General features: G+C 37.2%; 12 protein-coding genes. 6 read left to right on the forward strand and 6 right to left on the reverse strand.

The features are described 5' to 3' along the window. Window positions 1-379 precede the first annotated feature (379 nt). The 3 genes from solA to V179_RS0103860 all read left to right on the forward strand — a co-directional run bounded on the left by solA (window position 380) and on the right by V179_RS0103860 (window position 3,487). Window positions 380-1,543 carry an N-methyl-L-tryptophan oxidase gene (gene solA, locus V179_RS0103850; RefSeq protein ID WP_028390359.1) on the forward strand — a complete coding sequence of 388 codons (1,164 nt, stop codon included), beginning with the start codon at window positions 380-382 and terminating at the stop codon, window positions 1,541-1,543. 206 nt (window positions 1,544-1,749) lie between these two features. Next, a complete protein-coding gene (locus V179_RS0103855; protein WP_028390360.1) occupies window positions 1,750-2,994 on the forward strand; it encodes a M24 family metallopeptidase in 1,245 nt (414 codons plus the stop codon). An 88-nt stretch (window positions 2,995-3,082) separates the two neighbouring features. Then, window positions 3,083-3,487, forward strand: coding sequence for a cupin domain-containing protein (locus tag V179_RS0103860; RefSeq protein ID WP_028390361.1), 405 nt, complete (start codon window positions 3,083-3,085; stop codon window positions 3,485-3,487). 324 nt (window positions 3,488-3,811) lie between these two features. Here V179_RS0103860 and V179_RS26995 read toward each other — a convergent pair whose 3' ends face one another. Further along, window positions 3,812-4,930: a tyrosine-type recombinase/integrase gene (locus tag V179_RS26995; protein ID WP_051404825.1), complete on the reverse strand. Its 1,119-nt coding sequence runs from the start codon at window positions 4,928-4,930 to the stop codon at window positions 3,812-3,814. A gap of 505 nt (window positions 4,931-5,435) precedes the next feature. Between V179_RS26995 and V179_RS0103870 the strand changes: the two genes are divergently transcribed. Beyond that, window positions 5,436-6,470 (forward strand): zinc-dependent alcohol dehydrogenase, encoded by a 1,035-nt coding sequence (locus V179_RS0103870; protein WP_028390362.1) that lies wholly within the window; start codon window positions 5,436-5,438, stop codon window positions 6,468-6,470. A gap of 365 nt (window positions 6,471-6,835) precedes the next feature. Here the strand turns inward: V179_RS0103870 and xerS are convergent, their stop codons facing one another. The 3 genes from xerS to mntA form a co-directional block, all read right to left on the reverse strand. Next, entirely contained in the window at window positions 6,836-7,963 is a 1,128-nt protein-coding gene (gene xerS / locus V179_RS0103875) for a tyrosine recombinase XerS (protein WP_028390363.1), read from the reverse strand. Between the two features lie 122 nt (window positions 7,964-8,085). After that, window positions 8,086-8,490 (reverse strand): type VII toxin-antitoxin system HepT family RNase toxin, encoded by a 405-nt coding sequence (hepT, locus tag V179_RS0103880; protein ID WP_028390364.1) that lies wholly within the window; start codon window positions 8,488-8,490, stop codon window positions 8,086-8,088. Beyond that, complete coding sequence (gene mntA / locus V179_RS0103885) at window positions 8,480-8,887, reverse strand: type VII toxin-antitoxin system MntA family adenylyltransferase antitoxin (protein WP_028390365.1); 408 nt, start codon at window positions 8,885-8,887, stop codon at window positions 8,480-8,482. The genes hepT and mntA overlap by 11 nt, the downstream gene beginning before the upstream one ends. 2,577 nt (window positions 8,888-11,464) lie before the next feature. Between mntA and V179_RS0103905 the strand changes: the two genes are divergently transcribed. Beyond that, complete coding sequence (locus V179_RS0103905) at window positions 11,465-11,899, forward strand: hypothetical protein (RefSeq protein WP_028390367.1); 435 nt, start codon at window positions 11,465-11,467, stop codon at window positions 11,897-11,899. 987 nt (window positions 11,900-12,886) lie between these two features. On the opposite strand, the gene V179_RS0103910 is transcribed toward V179_RS0103905, so the two are convergent. After that, entirely contained in the window at window positions 12,887-14,125 is a 1,239-nt protein-coding gene (locus V179_RS0103910; RefSeq protein WP_028390368.1) for an iron-containing alcohol dehydrogenase, read from the reverse strand. Between the two features lie 32 nt (window positions 14,126-14,157). Then, a complete protein-coding gene (gene betB, locus V179_RS0103915) occupies window positions 14,158-15,657 on the reverse strand; it encodes a betaine-aldehyde dehydrogenase (RefSeq protein ID WP_028390369.1) in 1,500 nt (499 codons plus the stop codon). Between the two features lie 240 nt (window positions 15,658-15,897). Here betB and cudC point away from each other — a divergent pair, with 240 nt between their 5' ends. Next, window positions 15,898-16,446 carry a choline uptake/conversion transcriptional regulator CudC gene (cudC, locus tag V179_RS0103920; protein WP_028390370.1) on the forward strand — a complete coding sequence of 183 codons (549 nt, stop codon included), beginning with the start codon at window positions 15,898-15,900 and terminating at the stop codon, window positions 16,444-16,446. Window positions 16,447-16,502: the final 56 nt, after the last annotated feature.

Raw genomic sequence — 16,502 nt, forward strand, 5'->3', positions numbered from 1 at the left:
CAATAATTAGTTTTTTTCGAAAAAATATTAAGCAACATTGTACAATTGCTACACATACTGAATGACTGTAAGATACAGGTATAGAATAAATTTTCTTAATATTTACAATTTATAAATATTTATTTTGTACAAGTTAGGAAAATAGCGGTTTGTAAAGTGAAAACGCTTTTATATGAATTCACTATTACTTTGTGAAAATAGGTTTTACTCATGAAGTAGTAGAAAAGATTCGAAAACTGCTGAAAAAGGAACAAGGAAGATCTGTAAGATTTAGTCTTGTTGCAAGGTAAAACTATCTTGCATTAAAAAATAGTGAATTAAGTGAAATAGATTTCACTTATACTCATTATCCATATTCATTTTATTTGGAGGGACGACTATGAGTACACATTTTGATGTGATTGTTGTTGGAGCAGGATCAATGGGAATGGCTGCAGGGTACTATTTAGCAAAACAAGGAGTCAAAACATTATTGGTGGATGCATATGATCCGCCGCACACAGAAGGAAGCCATCACGGTGATACTCGCATTATCCGCCATGCTTACGGTGAAGGAAGAGAATATGTTCCATTTGCACTAAGAGCACAAGATCTATGGTATGAACTTGAAAATGAAACACATCATAAGATTTTTACAAAAACAGGCGTTCTAGTTTTTGGTCCAAAAGGTGAATCTGATTTCGTTGCTGAAACAATGGAAGCAGCTGCAGAACATAAATTAACTGTAGATCTACTAGAAGGTAATGAACTTAATGAGCGCTGGCCAGGTATTACGGTTCCTGAAAACTATAATGCGATTTTTGAACCAAATTCAGGCGTATTGTTTAGCGAGAATTGTATTCGTGCATACCGCGAGCTAGCGATCGCCAAAGGAGCAAAAATTCTAACATATACTCGTGTTGAAGATTTTGAAGTTTCCGAAGATCAAGTTAAAATCGAAACAGCAAATGGATCATACACAGCTGATAAATTAATCGTAAGTATGGGTGCTTGGAATAGCAAACTACTATCCAAATTAAATCTTGATATTCCATTACAGCCATTCCGCCAAGTTGTAGGATTCTTTGAATCTAATGAAGCAAAATACAGCAATGATGTTGATTATCCAGCATTCATGGTAGAAGTGCCAAAAGGCATTTATTACGGATTCCCAAGCTTCGGTGGTTGCGGATTAAAAATAGGCTATCATACGTATGGTCAAGAAATTGATCCAGATACAATTAACCGTGAATTTGGTGCTTATCAAGAGGATGAAAGTAATCTTCGTGAATTCTTAGGAACATATATGCCAGAAGCAAATGGCGAATTAAAACGAGGCGCAGTCTGCATGTATACGAAAACACCAGATGAGCATTTTGTAATTGATACACATCCAGAACATTCTAATGTGTTTGTAGCAGCTGGTTTCTCTGGACATGGCTTCAAATTCTCAAGTGTAGTTGGGGAAGTGTTAAGTCAATTAGCGACAACAGGTAAAACAGAACATGATATCTCAATCTTCTCAATTAATCGTCCTGCTTTAAAACAAAAAACAACGATTTAATCGAGAGATTTTGTATAAATTGCAGAAATGATAGAAATGTGAATATAACTAAATTTGAGTGACTAGCTTACAGCGCTAGAACGATAGATAACTATGTCCCAAAAGCTAGTCACAAATAGTGAGTTATCTGTTTTTCATCAATATAAACAGAATGATATAAAAGAAAAAACTCAAATATAAATGGTAGAAAAGGATAGGTGAATCAGATGGTACAACAAATTACAGATCTTGAAAGAACAAAGATTCTACAAAACGGTGGTAAAAAAGTACAACCTACTTTCTCAAAAGAAGAAATGACGCGCCGTAACTCAAACTTACGCCAATACATGGCAAAAGAAGGTATTGAGGCAGTGGTCTTTACTTCTTACCATAATATTAACTATTACAGTGATTTCTTATTTACTTCATTCAACCGTAACTATGCGCTTGTTGTGACACAGGACAAGCATGTGACAGTAAGTGCAAATATCGATGCTGGTATGCCATGGAGACGCAGCTTTGATGAAAACATCGTTTACACAGACTGGAGAAGAGATAACTTCCTATATGCTGTGAAAAAAGTGTTATCAGAAGCAGGATTCAAAGGCGGACGCGTAGGGATTGAAGACGATCATTTGAACTTAAGCTTACGTCGTCAAGTACAAGATGCACTACCAGAAGCAGAGCTTGTGGACGTTTCCCAAGATGTGATGAGACAACGGATGTTTAAATCAGCAGAGGAAATCGATTTGATTACAAATGGAGCTCGTATTGCCGATATCGGTGGAGCTGCCGTTGTAGAAGCGATTCGTGAAGGCGTACCAGAATACGAAGTGGCCCTTCATGGTACAGAAGCAATGGTCCGCGAAATTGCGCGCACATACCCACATGCAGAGCTAAGAGACACATGGATTTGGTTCCAATCTGGTATTAACACAGATGGTGCACATAACTGGGCGACTTCCCGCAAATTACAACGAGGCGATATTCTTAGCCTGAACTGTTTCCCAATGATCGCTGGTTACTATACAGCGCTTGAGCGTACATTGTTCTTAGAAGAAGTACCTTCTGATCGTCATCTTGAGCTATGGGAAGTTAACTGTAAAGTTCACAGACGCGGTCTAGAATTAATCAAACCAGGTGCTAGATGTATGGATATTGCGGCAGAATTGAACGAAATCTACCGCGAGCACAACCTTTTAGCGAACCGTACATTTGGATATGGTCACTCCTTCGGTGTACTTAGCCATTACTATGGTCGTGAAGCAGGCTTAGAGATCCGTGAAGATATCGAAACAGTGCTTGAGCCAGGCATGGTTGTATCGATGGAACCAATGATCATGATTCCAGAAGGAGAGCCAGGTGCTGGTGGATATCGTGAGCATGACATCCTTGTAATTGGTGAAAACAACAGCGTAGAAAACATCACTAAATTCCCATTTGGACCAGAGCATAACATCATTAAAAAATAATATAACATAAAACAAATGAATCAAATTCAACTGTCGAGTGATGAAATACACTTGTAACAGTTAGAACAAGTATAGAGGTGGAAATAAAGTGACTCAACAACTTAAAGACGTAAAATTATTATGCGAAAAACCTGGAATTCAATTGATTAAGGCTGGAACGTATCAATTACATGAGTTGAGCGAATTAAGAGGTACACCAGAATTAAAAGGACAAATTCTAGATTTGCCTCTAACAGACGTAAAAGAAGAATTAACTTTAGGATATTTCGCATTACAACCATCCGTTGATTACTCAGCAGAATTTGATTTTACTGAAGTTAAAATCGTAACAAAAGGAAAAATGGTTGTACGTGATGTTGAAGGGAATAAATATGTTGGTGAAGTAGGAGACGTATTAATCTTCTCACCTAAGACAACTGTTATTTTCGATGGCGAAAGTGACGGAGAAGCAGTTTACTTCAAAAACGTAGCGGCTAATCCTTCTTATCTATAAGAAACATAAACAAACTAGCTAAGGATAGACAGATATTAAAAGAAAGTGATGGAGAATCTTCTTCATCACTTTCTTTATTATAGTGTAACGCTAAATTGAGAATATGAAAAATTAAAATGAGGAACACAACACTTAACAGATTTATATATTTTATAAATTACCTCGTTAGAATATATAATAAAACTCCCAATCATATATTACTCGTCTACTTATTATTACTTCAATTAAGACCATGAGAAATCCAAATTATCCTCTCATCAATTATTGGTTTGCCCCTTTCTTAAGGCAATAGTAAATCAGAAAGGGGCCGTTAGACAAAGAACATTAAGTAAATAGGTCAAGTTTATTTAGATGAGCATACGCGTGGTCTTGATTCACTCGTTCTAAATAAATATTGGTAGTAGAAATATCCGAATGACCGGCCCAATCCTTTACAACAGCAAGAGGAACATCATTCTCGAGTAGAAGGGTAACGAATGTATGGCGAAACCAATGGGGCGTTACATTAATATTTTTCCCAGCCAGATAAACGGCTTCTTTGACCATTTTATATAAAGTTGGATAGGTTAGCCGTTTTTTATTTACTCCGATTTCTTTCCGATTATAGAGCGTGAAAAAAAGGGGGCTCGTGTCTTCCATGTTTATTTCTGTGGATTCCCCAAGGCATGTACGATATGTAAATAGAAGCTCTTTGGTTTCTTCCTTTATTGGAATAGTTCGTGGCTTTTTTCCTTTTCCAATGACATCAAGAAATAAATGCCCTTGACGATTGTAACGAAAACTGCCCCAATTTAAGCTCAAAAGCTCATTTGCTCGAAGTCCAGTTGTGTACAGTAAGTAGCCAATCAGCAAATTTCTTTTCTCTAACTGTTCTCGATTCCATTTTGCTTTAACCACTTTTGGGAAAAAGGAAATTAGATATTCAGCCTCTTTTTGACTTAATTCCCTGATTTGTACGCGCGTTTGTGTTTCACCGTGACGAGTTTCTTCTATTATATAGTGTCCTTTTTTAGATATCGGTTTTGTGATCCAAGTGGATAGATGTGCTTTGTAATATTGGGTTTCATAACCAAAGTCTAATAGCCTGCGGAAAAACTCCAATTTCCGTATGGCGGTTTTAGCTGCATATTGTTCTTTAATATAGTTATTATAAGCTTTCACTTCTGGAAAACCAATATCCCGAAATGAAAGGGAATGGTCTGTTAAAAAAGTGAGTAGTGTTTTTGCATCTGAACGATACGCTTTCACCGTGTGTGGAGAAAGCTGCTTATCTTGTGGAAACACTTTTTCTAGAAAAAATAATTCTAAAAAATCTTGTTCGGTACTTTCTGAGAGAGAAAGATTTCTATTTTCATCCAGTAGCTGTCGTTCGTTTAGATGATGTTGTAATTGAGTTAAGTAACGATCACTAGTCAAATGATCAAGAAGCGTCAAATTATTCATTTGTATGACCTCCTAATACAATAAAAAAATAATAATATTATGTAAAGTAAAGATAATCCCTAATTATCTTTACTAATATTTTATCATAGAATATTTGTTCTGACTGTAGTTTTTAGTCTATAAACAAAAGAAATGGCTCCTGAGATTCGCTCTCAGACGAAATTACTTTTGTTTTTTAAGGTCATTGTCTTATTTATTTCGATATAGAGCCTTTCGATAACATCGATACATAGAAATTTGAGGCTGGTTAAGGAATCGGGGCTGCTCTGTGAGACTCCACTCTAAATACTAAGCTTAGACAACTTATTACCAATTTTTTCTTTCATGAATTTTAATTCCTTGTAATTTCCTACGTTCAGAAGACTCTACGATATGTTTTACTTGATGAGCAAATGATTTCTGAAAAAAGCGAATAATATAGACAAAAGGACTAGTGTAATGTTAAAATTAGGTATCTAATCGATTAGATGATGATAATAAACAACAGGAAATGAGGTTTAATATAATGAAAGCGCTTCTAAAAACAAAAAAAGGAATAGATGGCGTAGAACTGTTGGAAATTGAGGAACCTCAGGTCAAAAGCCATGAGTTAAAAGTGAAAATTCATGCTACAGGAATTTGTGGGACAGACATGCATATTATACATGATGAGTATTCGTGTAACTACCCGGTTGTAATGGGACATGAGTATTCAGGTACTGTCATAGAAATTGGGGACAAAGTAACGGATTTTCAAGTGGGGGACAGAGTTGTTTCTTTAACGGCGGCCGTGAAATGCGAAGATTGTGTGTATTGTCGTTCGGGTCTGTATATGTTGTGCGAACAGAGATTATCCATCGGATCTGGAGTAAACGGGGCCTTTGCTGAATGTATGGTCATTCCTGAAAAAACCGCCTTCAAAATCCCAAATAATGTAACATTAGATGAGGCTGTCCTGACAGAGCCACTAGCATGTATGGTTCGGTGCGTCATTGAAAGAGGGACAGTCAAGGCTGGCGATTATGTGCTGGTATCTGGACCTGGAACCATCGGTCTACTTACGATGCAAGTAGCAAAAGCAAACGGAGGGCATGTAATTGTCATTGGTACATCACAAGATAAAGAGAGACTGAAGTTAGCCTCGGAATTAGGTGCGTTTGCGACTATAGTGATTGACGAAGAAGATGTCCATAAAAAGATTTCCGAGATAACCGGGGACATAGGCGTCGATGTTGCTTTTGAATGTGCGGGTGTTGGTCCGTCTGCTAACAGTTGCTTAAAACTATTGAAAAAGACAGGGTTATACGTCCAAGTGGGATTGTATGGGAAAAAGGTTGAATTTGGTATGGATTTGGCATTGACTAAAGAAATCAACATTACGAACGGATTTGCATCAGAGCCTACCTCATGGGAACGCGCCCTCAGGCTATTAGAAATGAAACAAGTAAATGTCGCACCTCTCATTTCAACAAAATTACCTTTGGATGATTGGCAAAAAGCGATTGAAATGGTCGGTAACAAAGAAGCGTTCAAAGTCCTTTTCGTTCCGAATGGGAAATAGAAGCATTTTTACGTATCTAATCGTTTAAATAAAGAGAGGGTGGGCGTTATGAGCCCACTGAAAAGGTCTTTTTAAAGAGATAAAGGAGCAACAAAAGATTGTAGAGAGTATCTCAGAAATTAAAGTTACACATTACCCCAAACTATTACAGAGATATTAATTATGATGGAGAGAAGGAAAACTGCAGAAGCAGAAGGAAACTTAAGAACTTTTTAAGAGTATAAGCTGAACGAAAGATAATAGTGAATTAAATATTCTATCGAGAAGATTTTTGGAATATTCTTTATCTCCCTAAAGCCTTCATAGAAAGCATTTTAGGGAAGCCCCTACATAAAATTCCAAAGAATTTCAAGTGGAGGGGGAGTTTAATCATGATCGCTATAATTCATTCTACGCTTCCCAAGCTGTTCCGCTGCTTTTTTTGCTTTTTCCTGTTCAGGGTTTGTATAAAGGGCAGCTGTGGTTGTAGAAGTATGACCTAGCTGAGTCATTAGTAAGTGAATATCACCTGATTGCTCCATTAAGTTGGTTCCATACGTATGCCTTAATTTATGTGGTGACATGGATTTATTTGATTTAAAAGCCTTTGTATATTTCTTTACGAGTGCCTCAATGGCCCGGTTTGATAGAGGAGTTGCTGCATTATTGGTCTTCGTCAAAAATACATAATCCATATCTTCAGTTGACCCGTTATAACGTTCAGGTCGTATAGCTAGGTAAGTTTTAATATCCAGCATCGATGGTGGAGATACTGCTACAACATCCTTTTTTCCGCCTTTACGCAAAACATGTATTTGATTTTCCTCAAAATCAAGATCTAGTAGCCTCAGGTTCGATAACTCATTTACTCGAATACCACTTCCTAAAAACAGCGATAAAATAGCAAGGTCTCGTTCCTTGTCCCGATTAAAGTAGATAAGTTTTCGCGATGTTTCAGGTAGTTCTTTTTCATAATCATGTTTAACAAAGTCAAGAAAACGAGCATCATCATCATTATGGAAAATCTTTGTTGAAATTCTAGAAGCACGTGCTCCTAGTGTTTCCTTCACCTTATTCACTTCAATTTTAAGCATGACATTTCTGTAAAAGTAAGGTTCACCTTCATCATTTTCTGTCTGTGTTGTTAAATACTTAAAGAGCGAGCGTAATGCTGAGATTTTCCGATTAATGGAAACCTTTTCAGCTTTTTTCGTTTCTTTTTTATTAATGGGAATATTTCTCCGTTCTAAAAATTTGATGAAAGAACGAGCTTCTACTAGTTTCAAATTTTCCAGAACGGAAAGAGGGATATCTTTAATATATTCGACGTCTACAAGTCCTTCTGCGATCAACCACTCTAAAAATAATTTATAATCAAGAACATAATTCAAAAGAGTGGAAGGAGATCGGGTATCCATTTTGTTATCAACGTATTCAACGATGTAAAATGGCATGGACTTAACCAATTGTTCTAATTTTTGTTCGTGGACTTGATGTTGTCTGGTATTAGCCATATGTTGTCTCCTTTTATCGAAATTTATCATATTTGCGTAAAATTCAATTTTTACGAATAGTTTAAAATAAAAGATTTTTTTTATTTTAAAGCAATTAATATGGTTTAGAGAAAGCCTCTTTATTAGAACTTGAGAATTTGTTTTGTATAGTCAGAGAAATCTATTAAATGATTTTCCACGATTTGCTTTAAGATGTCTATATTAATGGTTTGATAATCATGTACAGCAATATTTCGAAATCCCACCATGGCTTTTAATCGTTTGGCGATACCTTCGTCAATGATCGAGTGAGACTGCAGCATATCAAATGCATCTCTACTAGTCTGAGGTAACCCAAAACGCTGTTCGGATACAATATGCATGGCCAAGTCTATAGAGGCCTCACATGCACGTTGTATATTTAATATAATCGAATCTTGCTTTGTATAGTCTTTCAAATTAGAAGGTTCATTCGCATATACTTCTCGAATGCGGTTCATACAGCGTTCAATCACACTTATTTTGTTTAAAATCACATCATTTTTCATATATGGACCCACTTTCATTTATATTTTTTAAGATACTCTCACGTTCTTCATTTAATCTTGCATACATGCTAAGTGCTGTCATTTGATGCGTTTTAAGAAGTATGTCATCTTTTGAATAGATTACAGTACCTGTAGTATAGATTTGTGCCTTAAATACAGTTGATGCTGACTCTAGATTAACCAAATCAACTTCTATTTTTAGGATATCGGCTAATTCTTGGGCTACTAGAAAAACTTCATATGTAGTCAGTGTTTGTTCACGGCTGTAGAAAGCTATGTCAATGTCGCTGTCCTTATGTGTCGAGTTTTTCACAAAAGAACCGAACACAATAATAAATGAAGGATTACATTTGCTTATTAAGAAATCTTGTATTTGTTGAAATATGTCTGATTTCATAATACTCACTCCCTATTGATGATAGGTATAGTATACCAGATTTTCACTCTTGTATCCAACTATACTTAAAATAGATATTTTACGCATAATTTAAAAAATAAATGAAAGTTACTTCCCTTTCATTTTGACGAGTGACGCAAAATCGAAAACTAGTTGAATTGTTGCACACTGCGTTAAGTGACAATAAAGTTATTTACTTTTAAAACCATACACGCATAATCCCGTTCTAAAACCTTTTATTAAAAGTCAAGAGGATAATTCGTACTATGACCTCTGCTGACTTCTGATGGTTCAGCTACTTATCACTAAGCAGGTTATGAAGGGTACTTCACATATCCATCAGGGCTTCCCGGGTAAGAGTGCAATCTTTCCTTCCATCTATCTGCATCATTTACTTTGTATCTTCTTCGGCAGACAGGACTTTGTTTTGTTAAGCAAACTTATCCAATGATACCTAGCCTTATATGAAGTTCGTGTTCCTCAGACCGGAAGTTTGCCGGGCGCACTTATAGGAGATTTTCCCTACGCTAAGGGAGAAATCGCCTCTTTGGTTCCTATTCAACTAATGTATTCTAACAGGAATAGTAAAAGTATGGAGTCAAGAATGGTTGATATTTGTAGAATTCCTGCTTAATTTTACTTTTTATCAGCACTTGTCCATTCATTATTATTCTGAGTGCATATATATAATTATTGCTACCGACCGGTATGAAAGGAGGATCAACCATATGCCTTTTTTTAGATTTATTCGAAAAGACCTGTTTTTTCGTAACGGCTTTAGAAGGAGACGTTTTTTTCCCTTTGAAATCGAAATCGAGAGAAGAAGACGGTTCGAAATCGAGAGAAGAAGACGCAGATTCTAAACAGTGTTTCCAGGAGCCTTCGGGTTCTTTTTTTATAGAGAAAGATCAAACGAAAACTAAGTATGTGCATCGTCAATGAATATGTTATGACGAAATTAAATAAGAACGTTCGTATATTATCTCCTTGTATCAAAATACTTATCTTTGTAAATCCGCACTGTTCTGACGCTACCCTATAAGAAATTTTATTTTGTTTGATTGGATTTTGGTTGCTTGTTTATTCATTATTTCATACCAACATATTTTATAGACGAGTGTGAAAAGGAGGAAATTTGAATGTTTTTTTGTGGAAGACGCCGTTGTAATTGTTTTGATCGTTTTGATGATTTTGATTAAGACGATGGAAGAGGTCGTAGAAGAAGATCAGAAAATGTAATATTTGGTGATTTAACCTCTAATTCAAACGCCAGCTTTTTTCTAAATCCTTTTTATTTATCAAAAGCTGAAGTCGAATTAGGATTTTTCTTCAGCTTTTGCAATTGGCACTGTACAAGCTCCTGGTTGGCAGAACCTACATAACAAATTCTGCATTATGGAAAATTAATCCTTTAGTTTGAGGCAGACAGCATCATCGAGATATAGTTCGTTAATTTTAATGTTAACTGTCTCTCTCAATACCCATGCCGGGGAAACCAAATCCTCAAAATCTCATGCCAGGCCCGAATCCCATGCCGGGCCCGAATCCCATGCCGGGCCCGAATCCCATGCCGGGCCCGAATCCCATGCCGGGCCCGAATCCCATGCCGGGCCCGAATCCCATGCCGGGCCCGAATCCCATGCCGGGCCCGAATCCCATGCCGGGCCCGAATCCCATGCCGGGCCCGAATCCCATGCCGGGCCCGAATCCCATGCCGGGCCCGAATCCCATGCCAGGCCCGAATCCCATGCCGGGTCTGCCAAATCCTCCAAATATAATTCTTTCATCATTTTCTATTAGTTGAGGTTGAGGTTGATTCCATTCGTATTGTAATTCTGTGTACAACATAATCCCTCCTCTATTTTTTAACCACAATAATAAATAGTATGTTAGACTTCGTGTGAATTCTTGGGTATTTAACTAGATCCGGAAATAGACTTCGCAACGGCAATAAAACCACGCTGAAACAGCCTTGATAATGCCGGATCAACTTCTCCCTGCCATGTTATTGGAACAAGGGCGTTTTTGTGGATTTTATTGAACGTATGATTTTGTATATTTGTGTACATTCATTTTGTGGAGCTGAATTACATGCTGTTAGTATTGATAATAACAGTACAGTAATCGTTGCTAATAAAGCGTATTTTGGTAACCTTTTGTTTTTCATAATAATCTCTCCTTTTTCTCTTGTTGTTTGATACACTGGAATAATAGATTATTGGTAAAAAATAAAGCACCCTTAACGATTAATACTATTCCGCTTAATTAACACCTTTTTTAAACTCTCCTGCTTCATTTAAGTAAAAACCTTCACAATCTCTTCTAAATTTTCACATAGATATCCAATTTTCTTTACAGGTGTTGTTCCACAAAGTAGCCCCTTAATGCAAAAAAGCGCAAATCCTTGTTACAGAAGAGCGTCCGTTTGTGGCGTAAAATGACAAGTTCACGGAAATGAGCGACTTTATTTAAAGTAACGTTCTTTATTTTCTTAAAGTGAATAAAATCACTTTAAGAAAATAATAAAGAAGTAAACAAAAAAGAGAAAGAAAGAACCGGGAATTTCTAAGGAAGGTTGTGGTGAACATCAAGGTTAGGAATTTTTATTATCTGATTGCAGGCCTCCTTGCGATCCTGTTTACCGTCACGCACGCATGGAACGGGCAATCCGTTGTGCTACCGAAGCTCAACATTGAGGCGATATCCGTGGGTACCCGGACAGTATTCACATATGTCTGGCACATCATCACGGCGGAAAATCTGGTCTTCGGCATCGCCTTCATTTTCATGTCGTTCCAAACAGAGAGTTCAAAGATCCGGTTTGTCGCATGGTTAATCGCGGCGATCCTGACCGTCCGACTGATGGTTATTCTTGGTGTAACAGCATTGCTTGACGTATCGGGGCTTACGGATACGCTTATAGATTCGATTGCCATCGTAATCTATGTCGCCCTCATCATACTGGGCACAAGAATGAAGAAAAAGCAGTACGATGGTCAGCAACCACAGTAACAGAGATGTCCGAGTTGTCTTCTAACCCCATCAAGCTAATAACAAAAAACGAGTTACATACTACCGTTTTTCTGAAAATCCGAATCATCTGGGACCTGAACAGAATGTCGTGCAGACCTAAATGAGCGTTATCAAGCTTCATTTTTAAATATAATTTCCTACGCAGCAGGGTCGAGATTTCCGTGTACACTCATAAACTACACCTAGGATGTCAAATACGTTTTTTTTCCACAAAGATAGAACTTTCTTCCATTCTCTTCAATCATTCAAAAGATCTTTTATAGCAACGGTTTTCTGATGTCCGATAATAAAGGAAAGAGGACATTAACCAGGAATTAAAGATTCTAATGTCCGCTAAAGTTAAAATGAAAAGTTACAGGTATCTTGGTGTTACCCGTTATTCCAGAATTTGGCCCTTTAGTTGAACAAGGTCCCAAAGTATCACATGAATACTCTATACAAACCTAGTTTTACATAAAATTAATTTTCGGAACTTCCGGAATATAAAACCCCTTGGCGCTGAAATGCACCCCAATTGTTAGACAACAACTAACATTGGAGGTGTATTTTTATGGGGAAATATTCATTCGAAAATAAACTAAAGGCTATTTCCTGTTATTGTAATAGATTGTACTGAATCTACCGCTATCTGATGTGTACTGATACCGATATAGGTTATCATTCCGACAAATATAATTAAAAGGGGCCCTAGAATTACTAAAAGCATTCGTTGTCGCAGTATCATTCTTTACTATCCTTTCATTTACTTAATTCCACCTTTAACAAATCATTTTTTTCATATTTGAATACAAAAAGGACAGAATTCGATAGTAGCATGTTCTCTATCCTCCCTGTCCTTTTATCCAAAGATTTTAACTTCTTTATCTATAGATTGTTTAATAGACACAAAGCGTCCTGAATCATTCATAACTAGTTTCTTTCAAAAAAGGAGAATAGACAGCAATGCCCTTCCCCTCTCTTTATTGTTTAACTAACCGATACTGGTTGTTTTGCTGCTTTTGTTTCTAGTGTCGGGGTTTCTAAATTAAAGCAGCGGCGGTAAATCCACTCATACCCTTTTACGTTAATATCACGCGGGTTGCCAACTGTTTGCGGATCATTAAATGCTTCCACAGCTAAACGCGGAATCATATCCGAAGATACCCCCTGCTCTTCAAGTGTAGGAATTCCCACTTCTTCCACAAGTTGGTAAACAACTGTTACAGCTGCTTTTGCTGCCTCTTCTACGCTCATACCATGAATATTTACACCCATCGCTTGGGCAATACGGGCAAATTTTTCTGGCTCTCCCATCCAGTTGTATTCCATTACAGGTCCAAGCATAGCAGCAACACAAGGTCCATGAGCTACAGGCACGATGCCGCCTAAAGTTTGTGCCATCGCATGTGCAGCACCTGCAGATTCACTCCCATAGGATAGTCCTGCTAATGTAGCTGCTTTTGCCATTCCATAGCGAGCCTCAATATCTTTACCGTTTGAAACAGCTCTGCGTAAATATTTTGCTACATACTCAATAGCAAGTAATGCTACTGCATCCGTCATAGGTTGAGCATAATGACATGTGTAACACTCAATTGCATGTGACAGAGCATCGATTCCTGTTCCAGCCGTAATATGTGGCGGCATGGAAATATGAAGTTCTGGATCAATAATTGTTAAATGTGCAGCAATTAATGGACCGCCTGTATTAAATTTAAATTCACGTTTTGGATCTGTAATAACCGCCCATTGCGTTACTTCACTTCCAGTTCCAGCAGTTGTCGGGATTGTTGTTAGCGGTGGAATACGTTTCTCAAGAGGCTTTTTCCCTTCAGCTGCTTCGTAGTTTAATACGGGTTCGCCGTGAACAACCTCCACGCCAATGGCCTTTGCTGTATCCATGGAACTTCCCCCACCGACTGCCACGAGTCCGTCGCAAGATTCCGCTTGATAAATTGAGGTTCCTCTTGCAACAACATGAATTGAAGGGTTGGGCTCAACCTGGTCAAAAACGACCACCTCCAGATCTGCTTCTTTTAGACTCTTAATAACCGGATCAATTAAACCAACTTTTTTGACACCTGGATCAGTAACAAGTAATACTTTGCTAACACCTAGGTTCTTTACTTCTTCACCTGCATGTTTTACTGCACCAATCCCATGTTTTAAAACGGTCGGCATCTCAAAGCTTTTAAATCTACCCATTCTTTCAAATCTCATAAACATTCAAAACAACTCCTTCATTTATATATTATTTTTTATAACTCTATCAATTCTGTTTTTTCTTTTACTTTTTTAAACCAGTTCATAGGCTCTGGGTTTGTGTTCATGTAAATATGTTTGATTTCTGTATATTCTTCAATACCGATATGACTCAACTCACGGCCAATACCGGATTGTTTATAACCACCCCATGGTGCTTGTGGAAAATACGGATGATAGTCATTAATCCATGTTGTTCCCATGCGTAATTTCCTTACAACACGTTCGGCACGATTCATATCGCTTGTCCAAACAGCGCCAGCAAGCCCATATACACTATCGTTGGCTAGACGAATTGCTTCTTCTTCTGATTCAAAAGTTTCGATTGTTAATACAGGACCAAAGGATTCTTCTTGTACAATGTACATCTTCGTATGACAGTTTGTAAAAATAGTTGGTTCTATAAAGAATCCTTTTTGCAGTTCAGGTGCATTCGGCCGTTTGCCTCCAAGAACAAGTGTTGCACCTTCCTGTATCCCCATTTGGATATAATCTTCAACAGATGCCAAATGCTCAGCTGATATAACTGGTCCCATTTGAGTATCCTTATCAAATCCATTTCCAATTTTAATTTGCTTTGTACGTTCTACAACTGCTTCTACAAATCGATCATGAATCGACTTTTCAAGGATTAATCGGGCACCTGCAGAACAAACTTGTCCAGCGTGGAAAAATACAGCATTAAGTGCATAATCCACAGCAGTATCAAAATCTGCATCAGCAAATACTATATTTGGGTTTTTCCCGCCAAGTTCCATCGAAATCTTTTTAAAATTACCACTAGCTGCTTTCATAATTTGGCGGCCTGCTACGGCTCCACCTGTAAATGAAATAAGGTCAACCTTAGGGTTTTCAGCTAGTTCCGATCCTACTGTTGAACCTGGACCTAACACAAGGTTTACAACACCTTTTGGAAAACCAACTTCTTCAAAAATTTCATACATTTTAATTGAGGTAAGTGGGGTAATCTCGGCTGGCTTTAAAATAACTGTATTCCCAGCTGCTAACGCGGGTGCTAATTTCCATGAAGCTTGAAGCAGGGGATAATTCCAGGGCGCAATCAAAGAGCAAACACCAACAGGTTCACGTACAACACGACTGACTGAATTTGGATTAGGTGATTCAATCATAAGACCACCATCTTTATCAGCAAGCCCGGCATAATATTGAAACACGCCGGCAATTCCATCCATATCAGCAAGACTTTCTGTTACCGTTTTCCCTGTATTTAGTGACTCTAACTTGGCTAACTCTTGTTGATACTCTTTAATTTTTTGAGATACTTGAAAAAGAAGATTTCCTCTTTCCGTAGCTGTTAGGCTCCCCCACTCACCTTCATCAAAAGCTGTCCTTGCTGCTTGAATTGCCATCTTTGTATCTTCTCTGCTACCCCGTGAAACAGTTTCAATCACTTTCTGATTAAATGGGTTGATAATCTCTTTAGTTGCCCTACTGCTTGCCTCAACCCATTGATCATTAATGTACATGTGTTTCATTCTAAAACAACACCTCCATTTTTTGGTAAACGTTAAATTATTTCTTAACGTTTTGAATGTATTGAAAGTATAATACAAAAAAAATATTCCGTCAATACAGAATATTCAGAATATTTTGTATTGACTTTTGTTTCTTCTCTGTTATATTAAATTTATAATTAAGAATAATTTCCATAAAAAGGGGGTTTCATCATGGAAAGGGCGTATGCGATGGAAGAAAAACACCTTCAATCAAGGGACATGTTAAATGAAAAGAAATACTCAGAAATGCTTGAAGAAGCCGAAGATATCGTAATTGATGCGATAGCAGAAACAATGGATTTATATGGGGTAACCCCTTCAGTAGGAAGACTTTACGCAGTTTTATATTTTAGTGAGGATCCGATGACATTAAATCAAATGGGGAAAAGTTTAGGGATGAGCAAACCTAGTATGAGTACAGGTATCCATTCTCTTATGGATATTGAAATGGTACAAAAAGTGTGGCGAAAAGGAGAGCGAAAAGATCTATATAAAGCGGAGAAAGACTTTTTTATTTCATTTATTTCATTTTTCTGTAAAAAGTGGGAGCGAGAAATCTCTACTAATTTGCAAGCCATTAACAAAGCAACTACACAATTAAACTTTTTATTAGAAAACCCCGATGTTCCTGAGTCCATACAAGAAAAAGCTCAAAAAGATATTCAACAACTTAAGGATTCAACTAAATATTACATTTGGCTAGAAAAACTGGTCCAAACATTTCGATCAGGAGAATTATTTAAATTGATTGAAATTGATGAAGATTAAACGATATCCCTCTAAAATGAGACATCTTTATGGTTAATACTCCTTTCTAAAAAAGG

The organism is Bacillus cihuensis (genome assembly GCF_000504145.1).
In the GTDB taxonomy this organism is placed as follows: domain Bacteria; phylum Bacillota; class Bacilli; order Bacillales; family DSM-1321; genus Peribacillus; species Peribacillus huizhouensis.

What these genes read in the sequence shown, in the direction of transcription:
- solA (WP_028390359.1), top strand. Translation starts at nt 380, where the DNA reads ATGAGTACACATTTTGATGTGATTGTTGTTGGAGCAGGATCAATGGGA.
- V179_RS0103855 (WP_028390360.1), top strand. Translation starts at nt 1,750, where the DNA reads ATGGTACAACAAATTACAGATCTTGAAAGAACAAAGATTCTACAAAAC.
- V179_RS26995 (WP_051404825.1), bottom strand. Translation starts at nt 4,930, where the DNA reads ATGAATAATTTGACGCTTCTTGATCATTTGACTAGTGATCGTTACTTA.
- V179_RS0103870 (WP_028390362.1), top strand. Translation starts at nt 5,436, where the DNA reads ATGAAAGCGCTTCTAAAAACAAAAAAAGGAATAGATGGCGTAGAACTG.
- xerS (WP_028390363.1), bottom strand. Translation starts at nt 7,963, where the DNA reads ATGGCTAATACCAGACAACATCAAGTCCACGAACAAAAATTAGAACAA.
- hepT (WP_028390364.1), bottom strand. Translation starts at nt 8,490, where the DNA reads ATGAAAAATGATGTGATTTTAAACAAAATAAGTGTGATTGAACGCTGT.
- mntA (WP_028390365.1), bottom strand. Translation starts at nt 8,887, where the DNA reads ATGAAATCAGACATATTTCAACAAATACAAGATTTCTTAATAAGCAAA.
- V179_RS0103910 (WP_028390368.1), bottom strand. Translation starts at nt 14,125, where the DNA reads ATGTTTATGAGATTTGAAAGAATGGGTAGATTTAAAAGCTTTGAGATG.
- betB (WP_028390369.1), bottom strand. Translation starts at nt 15,657, where the DNA reads ATGAAACACATGTACATTAATGATCAATGGGTTGAGGCAAGCAGTAGG.
- cudC (WP_028390370.1), top strand. Translation starts at nt 15,898, where the DNA reads ATGTTAAATGAAAAGAAATACTCAGAAATGCTTGAAGAAGCCGAAGAT.